A 22,034-nucleotide genomic window follows, 5' to 3' on the forward strand; every position below is an offset into this window, starting at 1 on the left:
GTGTCAGCCCTTGATGCCTGTCTGCGCGACCCCCTGCACCAGCCAGCGCTGGAGGAAGAGGAACACGAGCACCAGGGGCAGGATCGAGATGGCGGTCGCCATGAAGATCAGATGGAAGTTGACGGTCTGGTTGGTCATGTACGAGGAGAGCGCCACCTGGACCGTCCACGCCTCCTGGTCCTGGCCGATGACCAGCGGCCACAGGAAGGCGTTCCAGCCCTGGATGAAGGTGATGGTGGCGATGGCCGCGAAGAAGTTCAGCGAGTTGGGCACGACGACGCGCCAGTACGCGCCCCAGTACCCGAGTCCGTCCACGCGCGCCGCCTCCTCCAACTCCTTGGGGAACCCCAAGAAGTACTGCCGGAACAGAAAGCAGGTGAAACCACTGAAAAGCCCCGGAATGATGAGACCGCGAAAACTCGACACCCAGCCGAGCGACGAGACCAGCACGAAGCTCGGTACGAAGGTGACGGCGGCCGGCACCATCAGGGTCACCAGGACCAGGTAGAAGATCTTGTTGGCGTGCTTGTACGGGATGCGCGCAAGGCCGTACCCCGCCAGCGAGCACACCAGCAGAACGCCCACGGTGTGCGCGACGCCGACGATCGTGGAGTTCCACAGGGACGTCGCGTACGGCACGGTGTTGTCGCTGAACAGCTCGCTGATGTTGCCCCACTGGATGTCGGTGGGGAAGAACTTCCACTCCTCGCCGGTGATCTCGGCGTCCGTGGAGAGGGCGTTGCGGACGATCAGATAGAAGGGGACCAGGAAGAGGAAGGCCGCGACGCCGGTGGCGATGTAGAGGCCGGTGGAGCTGATGACGCTGCCGCGCCTGATGCGTTGCGGCTTGCTCTTGCTCACCCGGGGCGCGGTTTCCTTGATCGGAGGCGTGGTGGTGGTCACTTGCCCTCGTCCCCCCTTCCGAAGCCCATGATCTTCCCTTGCAGCAGCGTCACCGTGCAGATCAGCACGGTGAGGATCATCGCGCCCGCGCTGCCGGCGCCGTAGTCCTGGCTCTCACCCAGGGCCGTGTAGTACAGCTCCACGAGTGGTGGTCGGCCCCATGTCGTCTTCGTGATCAGGTTGAAGAACTCGTCGAAGGCTTGATACGCGGCCACAAGCAGCAGCAGGATCACGGCGGTTGACGTCGCCCGCAGTTGGGGCAGCGTGATGTACCAGAAGGTCTGCCAGCCCGGCCTGGCGCCGTCGATGGCGGCGGCCTCGTACAGCGACGGCGGGATGTTCTGCAATGCTGCCAGGAACAGAATCATGTAGAAGCCGGCTTGCAGCCACAGTCGCAGAGTGACGATGACCAGCCAGTACCAGGGCGGATTGGGGTCGGCCAGCCAGGCGACGTTCTCGATGCCGAACCAGCCAAGGACGGTGTTCATCAGCCCGAAGCGCACGCCGCTGAAGATGGACATCTTCCAGATCAGCGAGGCGGCGACGAAGCTGACCGCCGTCGGCAGGAAGAAGACCGACCGGAAGAACGCCTTCATGAAGCGCAGCCGGTGCACCATCAGCGCCAGGCCCAGCGACAGCGCCCAGGTGATCGGCACGACGATCGCGGCGAAGACGGTGAAGGTCCCCAGCGACCCGACGAAGTCGCCGTTCGTCAGCATGTACTCGTAGTTGTCGAAGCCGACGAACTTGTCCGGGGTGACCGTGTAGCGCGCTTCGTAGAAGCTGAGCCAGGCGCTCCAGAGGATGGGGATGTAGACGAAGATCAGCAGACCGATGAGGAACGGTCCGGTGAAGAGCCAGAAGTTGAACGTGGTGCCCCGCACGCCCCGCCGCGGCTTGGTCTTGGAGACCTTGGCCGGGGCGGGGCGCGTGGCGTCACGCGTAGTCGTGGTCGACATGTCGTTACCTGTCCGGCGGCCTATCCGAAGAGCTTCTTGAGTTCGCGGTTGACCTTCGCATCCGCGGTGTCGAGGGCCTTCTCCGGCTCCACGCCCTTGCGTACGACGTCGGCGATCACCTCTTCGAACGAGGTGATCATCGCCTGCGTCCAGTGCGGGTTCTCGAACCGTCCGTACTCGTTGAAGAACTTGACACCCTCAGCCGGCAGACCCGACTTGAGCTTTTCGGCGGACTCGGCGATCGACTTGCGCGGAGGGACGTGGAAACCGTAGCTGAGCGCCCAGTCCTCCTGGTGCTCCTTCTGGTCGATCCAGAGCCACTTCACGTATTCCTTGGCCAGGTCGACGTTCTTGCCCTTGGCGTTCACGAACATCGACCAACCGCCGTTGAAGACGGACGGCTTGGCCCCGTCCGCGGCGACGGGGTAGGGGAAGATGCCGAGGTCGTCGCCGAGCGCCTTCTGCAGCGCGGGCATGGCCCACATGCCGCTCCACTGGATCGCACACAGGCCCTGGATCAGAGCGGAGGGGTCCCAGGAGTCGGCGGGCGCTCCGGTCAGCAGATGGCCGGCCTTGAACATCGTGCGGTACTTCGCCAGGTTCTCGGCCACCGCGTCCGTGTGGTACGCGATCTGGTTGTCGGCGGTGAGCTGGTCCGCGCCCGAGGACCACATCAGGCAGTAGTTTGTCTGGACCATGTCGTTGCCGATGAACAGGCCCTTGACCTTGTCGGTGGTGAGCTTGGCGGCGGCCTCGACGAGCTCGTCGAGCGTCTGCGGCACATCGACGCCCGCCTTTTCCAGCATCGACTTGCGGTAGTAGAAGAACTGCGGGTCGTCGATCATGCGGACGCCCCATATCTTCCCGTCGATGGTGTGCGACTTGATGTCGGCGGGGTTGAAGTCGTCCTTGACCGGGTTGACGAGGTCGCTCAGGTCCGCGACCTGGCCGCTCTCGATGAGCTGGAGCTGCGGGTGGAACTCGAAGACGTCGGGCGCGTTCTCGGTGAGCAGGGCCGAGAACAGCTTGCTCTCGAAGTTGGAGCCGGTGATCCACTGCGTGGCCACGTTGGCCCCGTCGAAGTCCTTCGCGTAACGCTTGATGGCCTCCTGCGTGCCGGCCTCACCGTAAGCGTGGAAGTACTGCGTCAGGGCCTTGCCCGAGGCGCCTCCCTCGGAACGGCCGGTGTTGCCGCCGCACGCGGCCAGCGGGCCGAGGGCGGCGAGGCCTGCGGCGGCCCGCAGTACGGATCGACGGTCCCAGTTGTTGCTGTTCAGTGCCGACATGCTGACGTCCTTGTCTTCTAAGTGCGGCTACGGCTCGAGCGCTCGATGAGCCAGTGGCTCAAATCCAGGTGCGGTGCGGGACGTTAACCTTCGGCTAAGGCTTCGGCAAGGGGTTGGACGAAGCCTGTTCGAAGCGTTGTGTCCGGTTCGGAATTCCGAACGTGGGGGCCCCGGGGACCTCGGGTCGGCTGGTTACTGGGGCTGGTTACTGCTTGGACCAGGTGCGTCGGTGGGTCGTTCTCTGGTTGGCCTTCTGGGTGACCGAGGACAGGGCGCCCTCGAGCGCGAACGTCGCCGCGCCGAGGCACACCGGATCGGTGGGAATGGGGGACAGGACGATCTCGGTGGCGGCCAGTGGCCGCTTCAGTGCGTGCCGGGCCACCGCCTCGCGGACCTCGTCGAGCAGGGGTTCGCCGAGGGCGGCCGCGACCCAGCTGCTGAGCACGACCACCTCGGGGTTGAGCAGGTTCACCAGGTCCGCGATGCCGGCCCCGAGGTAACGGGCCGTGTCCCGGACCACCTTGACCGCCACCGGATCCTGGGCGGCGACTCCACGGGCCAGGGCGTCGATGGTCGCCGTCTGGTCCTCGGGGTGGTGCAGCGGACTGCGGGGGCTCAACTCCCGCAGGTTCTGCATGATTCCGGGCGCTCCCACATACGTTTCCACGCATCCGTGGTTGCCGCAGTGGCAGAGCCGCCCGTCCAGTACGAGCGTGGTGTGGCCCCATTCGCCCGCGCTGTTGCTGACCCCGCGATGGAGCCCGCCGCCGAAGGCGAGTCCGGCGCCCACCCCGGTGCCGAGGTTCACCACCACGGCGTTGCCCCGGCCGCGGGCCGCGCCGAACCACAGCTCGGCGACCGCACAGGCGCGCAGCGGATTGTCGAGGTACAGGGGATACGAGATGTGCTCGGAGAGCAGATCGAGCAGGGGCACGTCGTGCCAGTCCCAGTTCGGCGCGTACTCCGCGATGCCGGTGGCGCGGTCCACCTGCCCCGGCACGCTGACACCGACCCCGAGAACACGCGCGCCCTCGACCCCGGCCTGCGCGACCACCGAGCCGACGGCCGTGGCGACATGCCCGACGACCTGCGCCGGACGGCTCTCACCTGGGCGCATGTCCTCGTCCGCGCGGGCCAGCACGTTCAGCGCGAGGTCGAACAGCTCGACACGTATGTACGTCTCCGCGATGTCCACACCGATCAACGCGCCCCCCGACGCGTTGACGGCCACGAGGCCCCTCGGGCGGCCACCCGCCGAGTCCTCGAACCCGACCTCCGTGAGCATCTTGAGGTCCAGCAACTCACCGACCAGCGTGGCCACCGTGGCCAGACTCAGCCCGGTGGCGGCCGCCAACTCCTGCCGGGACGTGGGCGACTCGGCGATGATCTGGCGCAGCACCTCATAGCGGTTCGCGGTGCGTATGTCGCGTGATGTGCGCTTCACCGGCGGCCCCCTCGATCCTTTCAGACCCAAGCCGAGCCACGTCGGCCCCGGCGCGGCGCAAGGCTATGGCCTGCACCGGACTTTCGACAAGGGGTTAGGAAAGGGGCTGTAGAAAGTCTATGGGGTCGACTTGGCGGCCTTGGTGAAGTCCGGTGCGGTACCGCGCCCGCTTGAGGGGCCGCAGGCCCCGATAGGGGCGCGGGGAACTGCGCGACCAGCCCCCACCGGCCCGCAGGTTCATCACCGTCCTTCCAGCGGAGCGCTTAGGCGCCGAGCACCTCGCGGACGAAGGTGTTCCGGAACGTGCCCGCCGGGTCCAGCTCCTCGGCCAGCGCCGTGAACGCGTCGATCCGCGGATAGCTTTCGCGCAGCGCGGCCGGTGGCGTGGTGAACACCTTGCCCCAGTGCGGGCGCGGATCGAAAGGCGCGAGTGCCTCCTCGATGCGCCGCACCACGGGCAGCACGGCTGCCGTGTCCGGGACCCAGGTGAAATGGAACGCCACGGTGTCCCGCCCGTACGCGGGGCTCAGCCACTGGCTGTCGGCGGCGACCGTGCGGACCTCGCAGATCTGCAGGACCGGGGCGATCGTCGCGCGGATCGCGTCGAGAGCGTGCAGGGCGTCGAGCGCGTACGGGCGTGGGAGCAGGTACTCCGACTGGAGCTCGGCGCCGCTGCTCGGGGTGAACTCGGCGCGGAAATGCGGAAGTCGCTCATGCCAGGGGCCCGGCACGCCGAACTGCTGCGTGCAGTTCCCGGCGGGCATGCCCGGCACGGGGTGCATGGCCTCGGTGGCGGGCTCGGCCCACGGGAAGTCGTGCAGCGGCTGGTCGGTGCGGCGCTTCACCCACGCCTGCACGAAGCCCGACTGCCGCCAGTCGGTGAACAGGCTCACGCTGTACGCCGTCGCCGACACCGTCTCGAAGTCCAGGCCGGAGAGGGGGAATTGGCCGTACACCTGCTGGGCGACCTCGAAGTCCGGCTCCAGGTCGAGGGTGAGCGCGGTGACCACGCCGAGCGCGCCCAGGGAGGTCACGGCACTGTCGAAGCGGGCGTCGCCGCGGCCGATCGTCAGCAACGAGCCGTCAGCGGTGACCAGTTCGACCTCGCGTACGGGCGCGGCCAGCGAACCGTTGGTGTTCCCCGAGCCGTGCGTGCCGGTCGCCACCGAGCCCGCGACCGAAATGTGTGGCAGCGAGGCCATGTTGGGCAACGCGAGCCCGTACTCATGGACGCGCCGCGCCAGCTCCGCGTACCGCACCCCGCCGGCCACCCGCACCGTACGAGCCGCCGTGTCCACCTCCACCGACGGCGGCAGCGCGGTCAGCGAGACCAGCGCGCCCTCGCTGCCCGGGTCGGCGACCTCGTTGAACGAGTGCCCGCTGCCCAGCACCCGCACCCGGGCACTCTGCGCGATGAGCGTGCGCAGCGCGTCGAGCGAGTGCGGGCGGTGCAACTCCTTGGCGGAGTAGGTGATGTTGCCCGCCCAGTTGGTCACGGGCTCTGTCATCCCTGCCATGTGGTCCCTCCCCAGGAAGCCCTCTGCTGTAGGTGGAAGCTACCTTGACGGGCGGATGGGCTTCCTGGGAGGCGAGTGCCCGGGGCGACGGCGGAATCGTCATCCGGTCGCCGGCCGGCTGTGTCACTTGAGGGAGTCGCTTCGAGCCGGCTCCTGCCGCTGCTGGTGCTGCTCGTTCCAGAGGTCGGCGAGCTCGCCGAGTGCGCTGTTGAGGCGGCCGAGTTCCCACAGCAGGTAGACGCTGGCCCCGGCGAACGGGATCCACTCACGCCAGTCGAAGATGAGAACCGGCATATACAGCAGGCCGGCCAGGACAAAGAACTTGACGAAGATCTCGGCCATGGACGTCTGTTTGCGTTCGACGACGACATGCTCCCCGCGGCCGTGGATCCACTGCATGCGCGATCTCATGACTACCCCCTCGGGTTCTGGGTGGACATCATGCCGTCCGCCGCTCTGTGAGTGCCAGTGCGCGATCGGGGCGGGCCAGACCTCGATGCCTCCCTTCCGCGCTCGCACATGTGGCGGGGATCACGTTGGGGAGAAAACCCGCGGCGCGGCTCGGACGTCTAGCGGGTGTGAGATCAACCAGGGCAGCGCTGCACGAGTTGGACGAGGAGCGTCTCGTCCGGCTGGTGGCAAAAGGCGACCGTGCCGCGTTCGAGGAGTTGTACCGGCGTACGTCGCCGTGGATGGCGGTGCGGCTGCGCCGCCGGTGTGTGGACGAGCAGATCGTCGCGGAGGTCATGCAGGAGACCTACTTGGCGGTGTGGCGCGCGGCGGGTGCGTTCGCCGGGGCCGCGGCCGGAGGGACGGCCACTGGTTGGCTGTGGACGATTGCGGCGCGCCGCCTGGTCGACGCGTTCCGGCGCAGGGCTCACCACGCGGAGCCGCCGCCGGCCGCCGCCGTGCCGGACGCGGCGCCCGCCGCCGAGGAGGAGGCGCTCGCGGCGACCGTCGGCGGTGATGTCGGGGACGCGCTGCGGTGCCTCGCGCCGGAGCTGAGACAGGTACTGCAGGCCATGGTGCTCGACGGGCTGTCCGTCCGGGAGACCGCGGTCCTGCTCGGGCTGCCCGAGGGCACGGTCAAGACCCGTGCCCGCCGGGCCCGGATCGCGATGCGGAGGGCGCTGACATGAGTGTGGAACACGCGTCGACGCGGATCATCGAGGGATACGCGCGTGGCGGTACGGAACTCTCCGCCGACGAGGTGTGGGCCGTGGAGGCCCATCTGGAGGCGTGCCGGGTGTGCCGTGACCGGCTCTCCGCCGCCGTCGGTGCCGAGGTGCCCGCCGTGGCGTCGCTCGTCGACACCGTGTGGTCCGGCCTCGAACCCCAGCTGGCGGTCACCGCCACGATGCCGCGCGTACGGCGCTGGTCGGCCCGGCTGTCGAGGTGGCTGACGCCCACGATGGTGCCGTGGCTGGCCATGGTCGTGGGCCTGACGCTGCTGGCCCTGCTGCTCGACCTGGTCGGCACCGGCACCGGCTCCGGTTCCGGCGAGGTGTCGTTGGTGCTGCTGTTCGCGCCGGTCCTGCCCGTACTCGGCGTCGCGGCATCGTGGTCGCGTGGTCTGGACCCGGCGTACGAACTGACGGCCTCGGTGCCCAGGGCCGGGCTCTATCTGGTGCTGCGGCGCACCGCGTCCGTGCTCGGCGTGGTCGTCCCCGCGCTGCTGGTGGGGGGATGGGTGACGGGGGTGATGGTGGCTCAGTGGCTGCTGCCCTGTCTGGCCTTCACGGCGACGACGCTGGCGCTCGGCGGTGTCGTCGGTGTGACCCGCGCCGCCGTCGTGCTGGCGGCCGTGTGGGCCGCCGTGGTCGTGGCGCCGACCCTGGCCACCAGCCGTACGACCTTCGCCCTGCAGACGGGCGGTCTGCCCGTGTGGGGGCTGATCCTCGCGCTCGGCATCGGTGTCGTGATTGCTCGCAGGGGCGCGTACTCCGTGCTGGGAACCCATCGATGACCATTGGAAAGGAACACCACATGAGGTCCGCGGTGAGCGCGGCCGACATCGCACCGACGGCCTACGCCTGGGAGATCCAGGCCACCGGGCTGAAGGTCAGGGTCGGCAGGAAACGGATGGCCGTCGACGGCCTCGACCTGTCACTGGGCACCGGCGTACACGGCCTGCTCGGCCCCAACGGGGCGGGCAAGACCACCCTCATCCGGGCGCTGGCCACCGTGCTGCGCCCCGCCGAGGGCACCCTGGAGATACTCGGCGAGTCCGCGGGCGGCATGGGCGGGCTCCGCGCGCTGCGCCGCCGGATCGGTTACCTGCCGCAGGAGTTCGGCTACTACAAGCGCTTCACGGTGCGCGAGTTCGTCGAGTACATGGCGTGGCTGAAGGAGGTGCCGAAGGCGGAGATCCCCGCGGCGGTGCAGCGCGCCGTGGAGCGAGTGGGTCTGGCGGATCGCGCCGACGACAAGATGAAGGCACTGTCGGGCGGCATGGTGCGCAGGGCCGGCATCGCCCAGGCCATCGTCAACGACCCGACGATCCTCCTGCTGGACGAACCGACGGTCGGCCTGGACCCGGCGCAGCGGCTGCGCTTCCGCGAGCTGCTGCAGGAGTTGGGTACGGACACCTGCGTGGTCGTCTCGACCCATCTGGTGGAGGACGTGGCCGCCGCCTGTACCGACGTGGTGCTCTTCGCCGAGGGCCGACTGGTCTTCCAGGGCCCTCCGGACGAGCTGGCCTCGGTGGGCGGCCCGGAGCACGTGGGGGACAGCCCGCTGGAGCGCGGCTACTCGGCGCTGCTGCAGGGCCCCGGCCAGGGACGGGGCGCCTGGTGAACACGAGTGTCCTGCGCATCGAGCTGAAGCGCTCCGTCGCCCCGTGGGCCGGCGCCGTGGTCCTGACGACCGCGCTGGCGTTCCTGTACCTGATCAACGCTGGATGGTGGAAGGGCACCACGGCGTGGACGGCCCAGTGGACGTCCATGGCCCTGTGGACCCGCTCCCTGCTGTTCTACCTGTGGCCGCTCGCCGTGGGGCTCGGGGCACTACAGGGCCTGCGCGACCACCGCTCGAAGATGTCCGAGCTGCTGACGAGCACGCCGCGGCCCGCCTGGCACCGCGCGGCCACGCTGGCGGGTACGACGGCGATCACGCTGGCCTCGGCCTTTACGCTCCTCGTCCTCGTGGGCGTGGTCCAGGTGCTCGCCAACACCGAGTACACGCACCTCGGGTGGCTGCCGATCTCGCTGGTGGGGGCACTCTCTCTCGTCGCGGGCGCCGTGCTGGGCATGGGGGCCGGGCGGGCCCTGCCGTCCGTGCTCACCCCGCCCGCGCTGGCCATGGCCGCCTTCGTGTTCACGGCCCTCATGCACATGTCGCTGGGCCGGACGGAGACGGTCACCGCGGCGGGGCTTCCGAGCACGGAGCCGAACCGCATCTCGCTGCTGTCACCGACGGCGGAAGAGGTGCGCGAGGCGTTCGTCACGCTCTCCGCCTCCGTGCACGCCGGGCAGACGATCTGGCTGCTCGGCATGACCGCGACCGGCTTCGCGCTGCTGGCCGCCGTGACCCGGCGCGCCCGGCTGATCGCCCTGACGCCCGTCCTGGCGGGCGCGGTGATCGCCCTGCTCGTCCTCCCCTCCGACCCGCGCCGGATGTACGTCGTCGACGAGGCCGCCGCGGAGTTGGTGTGCGACGGCCCGGTGTGCGTGACGAAGACGCACCAGGCACGACTCGCCGACCTCGCGGGTCCCGGCAAAAAGGCGCTGCGCCTGCTGCACGGCGCCCTGGGCGGTCAGGCGCCGGTCTCGGTCCGGGAGAACACCGCCATACTGCCGGAAGGATCCACGCCGCAGTGGTCCCGCGAGACCGTGCTCTTCGACTTCGACGACGACATCATCGCCGCCGCGAAGGGCGAGGAGCTGACCTGGGCCCTGATCGCCAAAGGCATGGTGCCAGGGTGCACCCCCGTGGGCTGGAGCGGCTTCGGGAATGATGACTTCGCGCAGACCGTCGCGGTGGGCTGGGTCCTCGGGGACTTCAGGTCGCTGCCCGGCACAGCGTCAGCGAGTTTGCGCCGCGAGGTCGACGCCGAGGCCCGCCCGGTGTGGACGGAACTCAAGGCGCTGCCGCGGGCCGAGCAGCTCTCGCGGATCAACGCGATGCGCGCCGCCGCGCTCTCCTGCAAGGGCGACGCGTTCGACGCGCTGAAGGGCGGTGCGTCCCGGTGAGATGGCTGACGCTGTATGCGCGCTCGCGGCAGGTGCCCGCGTCACTCGCCGTGGTGGTGATCAGCGGGGTGGCGGTGTGGGCACTTGCCCGGGACGGCAGCGCAGGGCCCGGTGATCCGCGGCCGGCCGCGCTCGTCCTCGCTACGGGGGCGATGGCAGCCTCGATCGGGCTCAGCGGGCAGGACCTCGCGCTGGACCGGACGGCCGCGATCCGCTGGGTGCCTCGCAGAGTGGCACACGTGCTGCTCGCCGGCGCGGTCGTCGCTGCCGTGCTGCTGACAGTGCAGACAACGGGTGAGGACATCGCCACCACCGCGTTCGTCGTCCGCAACAGCGCGGGCCTGATGGGACTGGTCGCCCTGGGCGCGGCGCTCTCGGGCGGCCAGTACGCATGGACGCTGCCGTTCGCCTGGCTCTCGTTCACGTTCTTCGCCCCGCCCCCGACGAGTGCGCCGATGCAGGTGACGACCTGGATGCTGCTGCCACCCGGCACGGCAGCGGGCACCTGGACGGCCCTGGTCCTCGCGGTCGCCGGCACCGCGGCCTACGCCGTCGCGGGCCCGAGACGGTAACCGGACCGAGCCACGGCCGTGATCGTGCGCGGCCCGCCCTCACGAGGGCGGCGGCAATTCGCGGCCGGCCACCAGCCGGTGAGCGCCGGACCCGTGATCAGGGAAGGGGCCGTCCAGAAGCGTCTGCGCGACTCATACGAAGTCGAACGGGTGATCAGCCGACAGGTCTGGCTTCCGGCGCGGCACTTGAGAAGCCGTACCCGGGGCAGCAGAAAGCGCTTTCATATCCATTGACCCTCTCGCTCAACGACCCATACCGTAGAGACCGGTTGTCATAGACCGGTCGCTATACCCACCTCACCGAGCCGGAGGCCAGTTCGTTGCCCGACCACTCCCCGGGGAGCTCCTCACCCCAACGTGAGCGCCCCGTCGCGCTGTTCGCCATGAGCGCCGAGAACGTGTCGCAGGTCTTCCCGGCGGAAGTGCTGGCCCGTCTGCGTGAGGCTGTAGAAATCGATCCCACTCTGGTGGTCGAGGACTTCACCGACCCCGGCGTACGCGAGACCCTCTCCCGGGCCGAGATCCTGATCACCGGCTGGGGCTGTCCCCCTCTCGACGTGAGCGTGCTGGACGCGGCACCGAAGCTGCGGGCCGTGCTGCACGCGGCGGGCTCGGTCAAGAGCTTCACCACACCGGCGGTCTGGGAGCGCGGTCTCGTCGTCTCCTCGGCGGCCGGTGCCAACGCGCTGCCCGTGGCCGAGTACACGCTCGCCATGATCCTGCTCGCGGGCAAGGACCTCTTCGCCCAACGGGACCGCCTCCGCACCGAACGCGCCTTCCCCTACGGGGACATCGTGCCGGGCATCGGCAACTTCGGCCGCCGGATCGGCATCGTCGGCGCCTCCCGCATCGGCCGCCGCCTCATCGAACTGCTGCGCCCCTTCGACCTGTTGGTGAGCCTGGCCGACCCGTACGTCGACGAGGCCGGGGCCGCCCAGCTCGGCGTACCCCTGCTGCCGCTCGACGAGCTGATGCGCACCAGCGACATCGTGAGCATCCACGCCCCGGAGACCCCCGAGACCCGGCATCTGATCAGCCGTCGCGAACTCGCCCTGATGCCCGCCGGATCGGTCCTCATCAACACCGCGCGCGGCGCGCTCCTCGACCACGACGCGCTGGTCGACGAGCTGCGCGCCGAGCGGATCAGCGCGATCCTCGACGTCACGGACCCGGAGCCGCTGCCCGTCGACTCGCCGCTCTTCGACCTGCCGAACGCGTTCATCACCCCGCATCTCGCCGGCTCGCAGGGCAACGAGGTGGCGCGCCTTGGTCTCACCGTCGTCGAGGAGGTGGAGCGGCTGCTCTCCGGTCGCGAACTCGCCCACCGCATCGACCATACGGAGCTGGGACGCGCCGCATGACCATCGGCGCAAGGAGTGGTGGTCGACGTCCGCGCCGCGTCTCGTAGGGTGACGTGCACCAATGCGGGGAGGGGGCCGAGCGGTGGCCAAGAAGACGGAGCCCGAGGCAAGCAGGGACGCGTCCACGGTCCGGGACGTCGCCGCGCGGGCGGGGGTCTCCGCCTCGACGGTCTCCCGTGTCCTCGGCGGCACCTACCCGGTCGCCGCGAGCACGCGCGCGCGGGTGCTCAAGGCCATACGCGAGCTGGACTACGTGGTCAACGCGCACGCCCGGGCGCTCGGCGGTTCGACGAACAAGACCGTCGCGTTCGTGGTCGACGATGTGACCGGGCCCTTCTACGCCCATATCGCACGCGGCGTGGAGGAACAGGCCTCCGAGGAGGGCCGGCTGTGCATGCTGTGCACCACGCACGGCGACCCGAAGCGAGTGCTCGCCGTTGTCGAGACCATGCGTGAGCAGCGGGCCGACGCCGTGATCGTGGTCGGCGGAGCCTGGCAGGACAAGGCGTACCAGGACCGGATGACGCACTTCGCGCACGCCCTGGACCGGGTGGGTTCGCGGCTTGTGCTGGTCGGCAGGCCGCCGCTCGGGCCGGGCACACCGGCCACGGTCGTCGAGTACGACAACGAGGGCGGCGCCTTCGCCATGACCACCCACCTGCTGTCGTCGGGGCACCGGCGCATCGCGTACGTGGGCCGTATGCCCGGCCTGTCCACCAGTGGCCAGCGGATCAGCGGCTTCACCCGGGCCCATGAACTGCTCGGTCTCGCCCCGGAGCCCGAGCTGATTCTGGACGGGGCCTTCTCGCGGTCGGTCGGGTATCAGCTGACGCGGCAACTCCTCGCGGCTGGGCGGGAGTTCACGGCGGTGTTCGCGGCTACGGACATGGTCGCGGCCGGCGTGATCCAGGCCCTGCGCGAGGGCGGGCGGCGTATCCCGGACGACGTCGCCGTCGCGGGATACGACGACATTCCTGTGGCCAGGGACGTCTATCCCGCGCTCACTACCGTCAACGTTCCGCAGGAGGAGCTGGGCCGCGCCGCCGTTCGGCTGGCCCTGCACCGCGACGAACTCCCCGACAGCCAGCACCTGGTGCTCGGCACGCATGTGGTGCTGCGGGACTCGACCCGTCGGCCCGGCCGTTGAGTTCGGCTCGGCCAAGCCCCCGGCTTCGGCTCTCCAGGGCAACCGGTCTCTAAGATCACGGTTGCCGTTCCGGCCGCTACTGGTTCGTAATCCCGTGCTCAGCTCCCAAAGTTGAGCCGTGAGGCACTTTTCCGTGCACTACGCCTTGCCACTTGCTGTGGAGCCTCTTAGCTTCCATAGAGACCGATTTCTATAGCGGCCCTCGGATGCGCCCCGAGCGGTGGCTCTGCCCTGCCCACCGCACCCGTAAGGAACCCGCATGCCCGTCACCAGAAGATCCGTCCTGGCCGGTGCCGCCGCCGGGACCAGTGTGCTTGCCCTGAGCGGCTGGTCCACGGCGGCCGTCGGTCAGGCCCCAGCCGTCGAGGCGGCGGCAGCCGAGGGCGCCCGCCGCCTCGACCTTCTCGACTTCGGCGACCCGGACTCCGAGTCCGTCCACGACCTCACCACCGACAACACCGCGGTCGTCGACGGCAACGCGGGTGACAAGGCCCGCGTTGCCAAGCCTCTTGATCCCGTCGACATCAAGGGCGGCGACCTCCGCTTCACCATGAAGGTCGACCCGGTCCACCAGAACTACCTCACCGTCAAGTTCTGGGGCGGCGACCCCTCGACGTACAAGACGATCGCGTACATCAACGGCGAGCAGATCGGCTATCGCCGCTCCGGCGACTACGAGGCCCTGAACACCGGCACCAACCGCCCCCTGCCCGGCCGCTTCTTCTACGCCACGACGATGCTGCCCCTGGAGCACACACGGGGGCAGGAGGCAGTCGAGATCACTCTGCGGACGTATGACAACGCCTTCAACGCCAAGGTCACCGCCAATTCCCGCGGCTACTACCGGGCTTACACCCACACCGGCGCGTACCTCGACGTGAGCGACGAACCGCAGGCCGACTACACCCCGCCCACGGACACCGTCACGGACCTCTCGGAGGAGCAGAAGCAGGCCCTGGTCGACGACTATGTGGCGAGCCAGGTGAAGCTCTTCACCGACTACTCGGCGAGGATCGACGCCTCGGCCACGGGCCGCCTCTCCATCGTCCGCTACCAGGACGAACTCCGCTTCTACGCCACCGCGTTGACCCAGGCCGCCTGGTGCCCGGCCCAGTCCGCCGCCGGCAAGAAGGCTGCCCTGCTGCGCGTCTTCAAGTGCGTCGACAACCACACCAAGGACTACTACGGCAACACCAGGCTGCTCGCCCGTGGCGGCCACCAGGGCGACTGGGGCGGCTACTACGGGGCGCTCGGCGAGGCCCTGTACGTCGTGGAGAATCTGATTGCCGACAACGATGTCTATGGACGTGAGGCCTTCGAGGCCTTCCTTGACGAGCCCTTCGCCACCGGCACGAGCGAGGGCGAGGCCTCCCTCAAGGACGTCGACTTCGACGGCTCACCGTTGACCCGCCGCGCCGCCTGGGGCCGGGTGTTGAAAGCCAACTTCGACTACGCGCGCTCCCGGCTCTCGTACATCTACAACCAGGTGATGTACACGTACGAGGGCGCCTGGGAAGCCCACGAAGGGCTGCGCGTCATCGGCTCCAAGTTCTACGAGGGCAAGGAGCGCAGCCATCGCATCGCGGGCGAGGCGCTCGGCTGGCTGCCCTTTCTCGGTGAAGAGGTGCTCGTCGGTCCGGACGGCCAGGAGCTGGACCTCTTCCATTCGCTCTTCTACCACGACACCACGGCCCGCTGGACCGACGACTACATCAAGTACGTCATCAAGGGCCTCGCAAAGTCGAAGCTCGACAAGGACGGAAACGTGGTGCGCCGGCTTCCGCTCGGCAGGCATTTCACCGGTATCACCGAGGCCGGCCATACCCGCGAGAACGGCTACGTCGCAAACTACGGGGAGTCCACCAACTACCTCCCCGAGTGGTTCCACCGGACCTGGGGCCACAAGGACGATGAGGAGCTGAACGATCGCATCCTGGAGATCGCGCTGCGCAATCTGCACGCCCGTTCCCAGGCCCGGATGACGGACCTCGACGACAACCTGAAGCGTTCCATGCGTATGGAGATGGTGATCGACGAGCGCAACACCAACTACCCGGGATTTCCCGGCTATGTGCTCCGTATCTCCGAGGGCAAGATCCTCAACTACGTCTCCCTGGCCCACCACATCGCCCAGCACCCCGACCGCTACGCCGGCGAAGAGTGGAAGCAGGTCCGCGCCCACGCCCGCGAGACCGTCGGCTTCGCCCAGCAACAGCTCGCCGACCACCAGTACTTCAACACCTTCGCCTCGGTGAAGGCCAAGAGCAAGTACGACCTGAAACTCGGCGAGACCTACGCCTACCTCAAGGCCCACGAGCCGACCGGCATCGTCCACCCCCACACCGACTTCGACTGCTACACCGCCGCCGAACTCGACGCGCTCGCCGTCAAGAAGAGCGAGTACGAGCGCTTCGCCTGGGTCGACGTGGACTGCATGTTCGTGTCGCTGCGCGACGGCGATCTGCACCTGTGGGGCCAACTCAACGAGCGGCAGCGGGGGTTCGCCCGCAACGGCCGACTGCACGCCCGGTACGCCAACCGCGACCACCTCGTGCAGCTCAACTCCGACGGGCTCTTCCAGTACGAGGACTACTGGGCCCGTATGGACAACATCGACGTCGACTTCATGGAGGACCAGCAGACGGGGGACGGCGGGGCGCCGCAGGCGCTGGCCGGCGAGATCGCCCCCATCACCTACCAGCCCGGCGTCGGCACGGTCCGTCGCGAGAACTTCGAGGCCGACCACGCCTATTCGGGCTACCCGGACCTGCTGACCGCCCGTTACGGCCGCTACTTCTTCGTCTTCAACACGACGCGGAAGGTGTACGGCAACGAGCGCGCGTACGACGTGCAGATCCCGGCGGGCCACTCGGGGTCCACGGTCCTCGACCTGGTCAGCGGCAAGGAGCTGGCGATACGGGGTGGCAGGGTGACCGTACCGGCGAAGAGTGGTGTGGTGCTGAAGCTGTCGTCGGCCGACATTCCTCAACTGCCGCCTGCCCACGTCGACTTCGTGCACACGCTGCCCGGCGACGGTGCGGTCACCGTCACCTGGCAGACCACGGCCGGTGCTACTCATTACGAGGTCAGGCGTGCCACACGCCGGCCCGGACCGTACGCCCTGATCGCCCCGAAGGCGACGGGACGGCACTTCACGGACACGACGGCACGCAGCGGTGAGACGTACTACTACACGGTCACGGCGGTCAACGGGCTTGGTTCCGGGGCGACTTCGCACACGATCCGCACCAAGCTCCCCGCCTCCGTCTCGCAGGGTCTCGCCAGGTCCGGCTGGCGCGACGACGCCCTGGGCACCGCCCGCTCGGGCAGCGCGGCCGTACGCGGATCGACCGTGCGCGTGCTGGGCGCCAAGGGCGACGGGCTCGGCGAGGGCGACGACTACCAGCTCCTGAAGCGCACCATCGAGGACGAACTCCACTTCGTCAGCCGCCCGTTGCCCGGCAGCTTCACGCTGACCGCTCGCCTCGACGCCGCCCGCGGTCCGCTGACCGGGCTGATGCTCCGCGACAAGCTCGACCCCGACACCCGCCACGTCTACTTCGGCGCCGACGCCGACGGCAATCTCGTATTCCACAACCGCACGCGCGACAGCCGCCACGACTGGCAGGACGACGTGCGCTCGCCCATCACCCGGAAGCCCGAGGGCCAGAGCCTCGCCGCCATCCCCTGGCTCCGGCTGGTCCGGGACTTCGCCACCCATCGCGTGCTCGCGCAGGTTTCGGCCGATGGTTCGGTGTGGCTGACCGTCGGCTCGCTGTTCACGCCGTTCCCGTACGCCGTCCATGCGGGCGTGGCTGCCACCGGGGACGCCACGTTCTCGAAGGTCGCGGTCGATGCGCTTGCGTCCGGTGCGGTGGTTGTCTCGGTGGAGCGGGACGCCGACACGGTCACCGTGCGGTGGAACAAGCCTGAGGATGCGGTGGCGTTCACGTTGTCGCGCTCGGCGGACGGTACGGAGTGGGAGGTGCTGGAGAGGGGCACCCGTTCGTACACGTACAAGGACGAGGGACTGCGTCATGGCAGGCGCTACTACAAGGTGGCTGCCCAGCTCGTCGGCGGTGGTACGCGTGAGACGACCGACCCCGTGGTCGTCTCCGCCGAGACCTTCGCCCAAGTCCTCGCCCGCGCACGGAAGGTGGACGCCTCCGAGTGGACGAAGAAGTCGTACGCGGCCTTTGTCGCCGAACTCGACCGCATCGAGAAGGCGACGGGGGAGGACGAGGACACCCGGATCGACCTGGTGTACGCGGCCTATGAACTCCTCGTGTCCGTCGAGACGTTGCTGCGGAAGTTCGAGGTCACGCCGTCGATGGTGGCGGCGTCGACCGTTGAGTGGCCGGGCAGGGGGACGACGGCGTCGAACGGGTGGCGGGCCTTCGACGGTGACACGGCTACGTATACCGACACGTTGGCCGCGGAGAGCTGGATCGACGTCGACGCGGGGGCCTCCGGGCCGATCACTGTGGACCGGGTCCGGCTGTATCCCCGTGTCGGGCAGCTGAGCCGCGCCAATGGGACGGTTTTCCGGGGCTCGGATGATGGCGGGGTCACCTGGACGGACTTCCACACGGTCAGCGGGGTCAACGCTGCCCAGTGGTACGAGTTCAAGCTGCCTGAGCGTGCCTCGTACCAGCGGATTCGCGTGTACGACGGTCACAATGGCCGCTGCAACCTGGCGGAGGTGGAGTTCTGGTACCAGCTGCCGGATGAGGAGTGAGAGCCGCGGGCCCCGCGAGGGGCCCCGGCACCGCAGCTCCGCAGGCAGAGGCATACCGTGAGGGGGCGAGCACGGGAGCCAGAAGTGCACGGGAGCGAGGAGGTCGGGATGGGCAGCCGTACCGGACTGGTCGAGGATCTGATGGAGCGGTTCCCGCATGTGCCGCGGGAGGCCGTCTTCAAGGAGGACCTGCTGCGTGGGGGAGTGGCCTTCGACGACTCGGCGCTCTCGGACAACGAGGACGGCGACGTCAAGCCGAAGTCGTACTTCATCTTCTCCTTCGACCACGGGACGCTGCCCGAGCTTGGAGAGGCGGCTCTCCGGCGCCCGCCCGAGGAGATCATCCTCACCGGGGGCCCCTACGACCTGCGGCGGACCGTCGTCTCCGTACGCGTCAATCCGTCCTCGCCCTACCGGGTGGCCTCCGACGAGCACGGCATGCTCGGGCTCTATCTCGACGGGAAGCGAATCTCGGACGTCGGGGTGCCGCCGATGCCGGAGTACTACCGGCACACGCTTGCCAGCGGGAAGTCCGTGATGGAGGTGGCCCCGACGATCCAGTGGGGCTACCTGATCTACCTCACGGTCTTCCGGGTCTGCCAGTACTTCGGTGCCAAGGAGGAGTGCCAGTACTGCGACATCAACCACAACTGGCGCCAGCACAAGGCGGCGGGCCGCCCGTACACCGGTGTGAAGGACGTCGAGGAGGTCCTCGAAGCGCTGGAGATCATCGACCGGTACGACACGGCGAAGGTGTCCACCGCGTACACCCTCACCGGCGGCGCCATCACCTCGAAGGTCGCCGGGCGCGACGAGGCCGACTTCTACGGGCACTACGCCAAGGCCATCGAGGAGCGCTTCCCGGGGCGGTGGATCGGCAAGGTCGTCGCGCAGGCGCTGCCGCGTGACGACGTACAGCGCTTCAAGGACTACGGCGTGCAGATCTACCACCCCAACTACGAGGTGTGGGACCGCCGTCTCTTCGAGCTGTACTGCCCCGGCAAGGAGCGTTACGTCGGCCGCGACGAGTGGCACAAGCGCATCCTCGACTCCGCGGAGATCTTCGGCGCGCGCAACGTCATCCCCAACTTCGTCGCCGGCGTGGAGATGGCGGAGCCCTTCGGCTTCACGACGGTCGACGAGGCCATCGCCTCGACCACGGAGGGGCTGCGCTTCTTCATGTCGCACGGCATCACACCCCGGTTCACCACGTGGTGCCCGGAGCCGACGACACCGCTGGGCAAGGCCAATCCGCAGGGCGCTCCGCTGGAGTACCACATCCGGCTCCTGGAGGCGTATCGCTCGACCATGGAGGACTTCGGGCTGTCCTCGCCGCCCGGATACGGCCCGCCCGGACCGGGGAACGCGGTCTTCTCGGTGAGCTCGTTCATGGACAGCCTGCCGGCGAACGAGGAGGCGCACGCGGTCTGAGGAACGCTCTGAGAGGCGGGTTCGGGCTGGTGGGGACGGGGTTTCTGGGGTACCAGAGGTAAGCGCATATGCATGTGACGCTTGTCAGTTGTGCGGGAAGCGTGGAAAACTCTGGTCCCCGTTGAGTTGTCCCCGCTCAACTGACGTATTGCCCTGGTGAGTTGACTCCCCTTTTTCGGATGCAGGTGAAGTCCCGCTCATGCCTGACCTGCCGACCCCTCAAGACGCCGCCGAGGCCACGCTGTTCTCGGAGTGCTGGGACGCGGTGCTGTCGTACGCCGATCTGTGCACCGCCGGTTCCGCCGGTGCCCGACAGTTGGCCTCCGAGGCGTTCTCCCATGGGATACGTGAGGTGCGCGCCACCGAGGACAGTGGCGGCAAGAGCTTCGGGCGCCGGTTACGGACGCCCCGGCTGCCCCGAATACCGCTGTTACTGACCGCCGTACGCCAGACCGCCGCCGGCTGGGAATCGAAGGGCCAGGGAGACCGTCTCGACCCTGATCTGCGGCTGTGGCTCAACTCCGAGAAGGCGGAGCGCTATTCGGGACCGCCACTGCAACGGCCGCTCGCGCTGCGCGCGCTCAGGGACATGCAGGAGCCGGACGCGGCGCTGCTCTGGCTGGCCGAGGTCGAGGCGATACCGCTGCCCGCCGTGGCCAGAAAACTCGGCCTCGATCCGGAGGGCGCCGCCGAGGAACTCGCCCAGGTGCGTGGCGTGTTCCGCGACCGCTGCCATCGCAACCACCTCGACACCCCGCTCGACGCGGAGTGCCGCAGCTATGCCCGGCTCCTCGACGCGGTCACCCGCTCGCCCGCCGCCGACGCCCCCGCCGACCTCTCCCGCCACCTCGCACGCTGCGTCCAGTGCGCGGAGGCCGCCGCCTGTCTGCGGCTCGGCGGCGGCGCCGGGCTGCCCGCGGCCCTCGCGGCCGGCGTGCTCGGCTGGGGCGGACGCGCGTATCTGGAACGGCGGCGCAGGACCGTGGAGTCGGGGCTCAGCCGCTCGAGCACGGACCTGGACGAGGTGCCGGCGCCGGAACCCGAGGAGAACAGGGCCCGGATCGGCCGCGCCGGGCTGCTGGTCGCCGCCGTCATCGTGTCCCTGCTCGCGCTCGTGGTCTCGCTGGGTGCCTTCGACTCCGACAGCGCCTCCGTCGCACGGGACGAGTCGGCGTCGGGCCGGGAGCCGGTGGGGGACCAGGTGCCCCCGGCGGACGTCCTGCCGTCCGCCACGATGTCTCCCGCTCCGGAGCCCTCGGAATCCGACCCCTCCGGCCCCGGGTCGGGGCCGGGCTCGGACGGCGACGAGGATGGGGACAAGCAGCCGGGCAAGAAGCCCCAGGGCGAGGCGACGGCCTCCGACGAACCCGACCCCGAGCCCACGAAGTCCGCCTACTGCAAGGCCAGTTACGACCTGGTCAACCAGTGGCCGGACGGCTTCCAGGCCACCGTCACCGTCACCTCCACCAAGGCCCTCGACGGCTGGCGCGTCGGCTGGAAGTTCCGCGACGGCCAGCGGGTCACCCAGATGTGGGACGGCAGCGTCGACCAGGACGGCTCCCGGGTGACCGCCACCGCCGCCGACTACAACAAGTCCGTACCCGCCGGCGGCAGGCTCGCGGTCGGCTTCCTCGCCTCGTGGCAGGGCGAAAACTCGGCGCCGTACGACTACACGTTGAACGGGCACAGCTGTACGGCTGCGAGCTGAAGGGCTCGCTCCGGACCGACCCCGGGCCCGCTGTGCCGCGCGCAGCCGCCGCCATGGACGGCCGCTTATGCGGCTGCGCGTCCTGGCCATGTCGTCCGCGACGGGCCGCCGGTTGACTCGAAGCCATGACACAGAACAACAACGACGGGCGGCGTACGACCGCCGGAGGTGTGCTGGTCGCGGCCACGGTCGCCATGGGTCTGATCGCCGGGACGTTCTACATTTTCGCCTGCGCCGTGATGCCGGCGCTGGCCCGCAGCGACGACCGCGTCTATGTCGAGGTCATGCAGAACATCGACGAGGTCATCCAGAACCCGGTGTTCTTCCTGAGCTTCATCGGCGCGCTGATCCTCGCGGGAATCTCCGCCTGGCAGCTGCGCTCTTCCGAGAGGCTGCGCTGGTGGGTGTGGGCCGCCCTCGTCGCGTACGCTCTCGCGTTCCTGTTCACCGTCATGGTGAACATCCCGCTCAACACCGACCTCGTCGACGCCGGCGCTCCGGCCAGGATCGCCGATCCGGCTGCCGTGCGCGAGGAGTTCGAGGACCCGTGGGTGGCCTGGAACATCGTACGAGCGGTGCTGTCGACGATCGCGCTGGGTTGCCTTGCCCGGGCTCTCGTGCTGTACGGACGGGCCGCCCGCCGGACGCCGGCCCACTTGCCCTCGGCCACCGGGGCCGGCGTCGGCCGGTAGCCGCGCTCGCAGCTCAGAGCCGGTGTCCGCCCCTGCTCCCCACGGCTGGCGGCCGAGCGCCCTTGTCGCTGAGCAGGGCGTCTGCT

General features: G+C 69.0%; 17 protein-coding genes. 11 read left to right on the forward strand and 6 right to left on the reverse strand.

Annotation, left to right across the window (positions count from 1 at the left end; translation table 11 throughout):
- Window positions 1–3: 3 nt before the first annotated feature.
- The 6 genes from ACYVO6_RS16820 to ACYVO6_RS16845 form a co-directional block, all read right to left on the reverse strand.
- The gene (locus ACYVO6_RS16820; protein WP_461062025.1) at window positions 4–903 is read right to left on the reverse strand and encodes a carbohydrate ABC transporter permease; all 900 of its coding nucleotides are present in this window, start codon (window positions 901–903) and stop codon (window positions 4–6) included.
- Window positions 900–1,862, reverse strand: coding sequence for a carbohydrate ABC transporter permease (locus ACYVO6_RS16825; RefSeq protein WP_461062027.1), 963 nt, complete (start codon window positions 1,860–1,862; stop codon window positions 900–902). The genes ACYVO6_RS16820 and ACYVO6_RS16825 overlap by 4 nt, the downstream gene beginning before the upstream one ends.
- A 20-nt stretch (window positions 1,863–1,882) precedes the next feature.
- The gene (locus tag ACYVO6_RS16830) at window positions 1,883–3,148 is read right to left on the reverse strand and encodes an ABC transporter substrate-binding protein (RefSeq protein WP_461062029.1); all 1,266 of its coding nucleotides are present in this window, start codon (window positions 3,146–3,148) and stop codon (window positions 1,883–1,885) included.
- Window positions 3,149–3,353: 205 nt separating this feature from the next.
- The gene (locus ACYVO6_RS16835) at window positions 3,354–4,592 is read right to left on the reverse strand and encodes an ROK family transcriptional regulator (protein WP_461062031.1); all 1,239 of its coding nucleotides are present in this window, start codon (window positions 4,590–4,592) and stop codon (window positions 3,354–3,356) included.
- A gap of 263 nt (window positions 4,593–4,855) precedes the next feature.
- The gene (locus tag ACYVO6_RS16840) at window positions 4,856–6,100 is read right to left on the reverse strand and encodes an FAD-binding protein (RefSeq protein WP_461062323.1); all 1,245 of its coding nucleotides are present in this window, start codon (window positions 6,098–6,100) and stop codon (window positions 4,856–4,858) included.
- A 132-nt stretch (window positions 6,101–6,232) separates the two neighbouring features.
- Window positions 6,233–6,520, reverse strand: coding sequence for a hypothetical protein (locus ACYVO6_RS16845; protein WP_461062033.1), 288 nt, complete (start codon window positions 6,518–6,520; stop codon window positions 6,233–6,235).
- 167 nt (window positions 6,521–6,687) lie between these two features.
- Here ACYVO6_RS16845 and ACYVO6_RS16850 point away from each other — a divergent pair, with 167 nt between their 5' ends.
- The 11 genes from ACYVO6_RS16850 to ACYVO6_RS16900 all read left to right on the forward strand — a co-directional run bounded on the left by ACYVO6_RS16850 (window position 6,688) and on the right by ACYVO6_RS16900 (window position 21,948).
- Window positions 6,688–7,248: an RNA polymerase sigma factor gene (locus tag ACYVO6_RS16850; protein ID WP_461062035.1), complete on the forward strand. Its 561-nt coding sequence runs from the start codon at window positions 6,688–6,690 to the stop codon at window positions 7,246–7,248.
- Window positions 7,245–8,075, forward strand: coding sequence for a zf-HC2 domain-containing protein (locus ACYVO6_RS16855; RefSeq protein WP_461062037.1), 831 nt, complete (start codon window positions 7,245–7,247; stop codon window positions 8,073–8,075). Before ACYVO6_RS16850 ends, ACYVO6_RS16855 begins: the two co-directional genes overlap by 4 nt.
- Window positions 8,072–8,905, forward strand: coding sequence for an ABC transporter ATP-binding protein (locus ACYVO6_RS16860; RefSeq protein ID WP_461062039.1), 834 nt, complete (start codon window positions 8,072–8,074; stop codon window positions 8,903–8,905). Before ACYVO6_RS16855 ends, ACYVO6_RS16860 begins: the two co-directional genes overlap by 4 nt.
- Entirely contained in the window at window positions 8,902–10,299 is a 1,398-nt protein-coding gene (locus ACYVO6_RS16865) for a hypothetical protein (protein WP_461062041.1), read from the forward strand. Before ACYVO6_RS16860 ends, ACYVO6_RS16865 begins: the two co-directional genes overlap by 4 nt.
- Window positions 10,296–10,871 (forward strand): hypothetical protein, encoded by a 576-nt coding sequence (locus ACYVO6_RS16870; protein WP_461062043.1) that lies wholly within the window; start codon window positions 10,296–10,298, stop codon window positions 10,869–10,871. Before ACYVO6_RS16865 ends, ACYVO6_RS16870 begins: the two co-directional genes overlap by 4 nt.
- A gap of 383 nt (window positions 10,872–11,254) precedes the next feature.
- Window positions 11,255–12,232 (forward strand): hydroxyacid dehydrogenase, encoded by a 978-nt coding sequence (locus ACYVO6_RS16875; RefSeq protein WP_461062045.1) that lies wholly within the window; start codon window positions 11,255–11,257, stop codon window positions 12,230–12,232.
- Window positions 12,233–12,293: 61 nt separating this feature from the next.
- The gene (locus ACYVO6_RS16880) at window positions 12,294–13,379 is read left to right on the forward strand and encodes a LacI family DNA-binding transcriptional regulator (RefSeq protein ID WP_461062047.1); all 1,086 of its coding nucleotides are present in this window, start codon (window positions 12,294–12,296) and stop codon (window positions 13,377–13,379) included.
- Window positions 13,380–13,638: 259 nt separating this feature from the next.
- Entirely contained in the window at window positions 13,639–18,117 is a 4,479-nt protein-coding gene (locus ACYVO6_RS16885) for a Tat pathway signal protein (RefSeq protein ID WP_461062049.1), read from the forward strand.
- Between the two features lie 108 nt (window positions 18,118–18,225).
- A complete protein-coding gene (locus ACYVO6_RS16890; protein WP_461062051.1) occupies window positions 18,226–19,548 on the forward strand; it encodes a radical SAM protein in 1,323 nt (440 codons plus the stop codon).
- Window positions 19,549–19,747: 199 nt separating this feature from the next.
- Window positions 19,748–21,256, forward strand: a complete 1,509-nt coding sequence (locus ACYVO6_RS16895; RefSeq protein ID WP_461062053.1) for a cellulose binding domain-containing protein — start codon at window positions 19,748–19,750, stop codon at window positions 21,254–21,256.
- A 125-nt stretch (window positions 21,257–21,381) separates the two neighbouring features.
- Entirely contained in the window at window positions 21,382–21,948 is a 567-nt protein-coding gene (locus ACYVO6_RS16900; RefSeq protein ID WP_461062055.1) for an anthrone oxygenase family protein, read from the forward strand.
- The last annotated feature ends 86 nt before the right edge of the window (window positions 21,949–22,034 follow it).

The organism is Streptomyces pseudoechinosporeus (assembly GCF_054783935.1).

Coding starts and splice junctions, on each gene's coding strand:
- ACYVO6_RS16825 (WP_461062027.1), bottom strand. CDS start 1,862: ATGTCGACCACGACTACGCGTGACGCCACGCGCCCCGCCCCGGCCAAG.
- ACYVO6_RS16830 (WP_461062029.1), bottom strand. CDS start 3,148: ATGTCGGCACTGAACAGCAACAACTGGGACCGTCGATCCGTACTGCGG.
- ACYVO6_RS16840 (WP_461062323.1), bottom strand. CDS start 6,100: ATGACAGAGCCCGTGACCAACTGGGCGGGCAACATCACCTACTCCGCC.
- ACYVO6_RS16845 (WP_461062033.1), bottom strand. CDS start 6,520: ATGAGATCGCGCATGCAGTGGATCCACGGCCGCGGGGAGCATGTCGTC.
- ACYVO6_RS16855 (WP_461062037.1), top strand. CDS start 7,245: ATGAGTGTGGAACACGCGTCGACGCGGATCATCGAGGGATACGCGCGT.
- ACYVO6_RS16860 (WP_461062039.1), top strand. CDS start 8,072: ATGACCATTGGAAAGGAACACCACATGAGGTCCGCGGTGAGCGCGGCC.
- ACYVO6_RS16875 (WP_461062045.1), top strand. CDS start 11,255: ATGAGCGCCGAGAACGTGTCGCAGGTCTTCCCGGCGGAAGTGCTGGCC.
- ACYVO6_RS16880 (WP_461062047.1), top strand. CDS start 12,294: ATGCGGGGAGGGGGCCGAGCGGTGGCCAAGAAGACGGAGCCCGAGGCA.
- ACYVO6_RS16885 (WP_461062049.1), top strand. CDS start 13,639: ATGCCCGTCACCAGAAGATCCGTCCTGGCCGGTGCCGCCGCCGGGACC.
- ACYVO6_RS16890 (WP_461062051.1), top strand. CDS start 18,226: ATGGGCAGCCGTACCGGACTGGTCGAGGATCTGATGGAGCGGTTCCCG.
- ACYVO6_RS16895 (WP_461062053.1), top strand. CDS start 19,748: ATGCCTGACCTGCCGACCCCTCAAGACGCCGCCGAGGCCACGCTGTTC.
- ACYVO6_RS16900 (WP_461062055.1), top strand. CDS start 21,382: ATGACACAGAACAACAACGACGGGCGGCGTACGACCGCCGGAGGTGTG.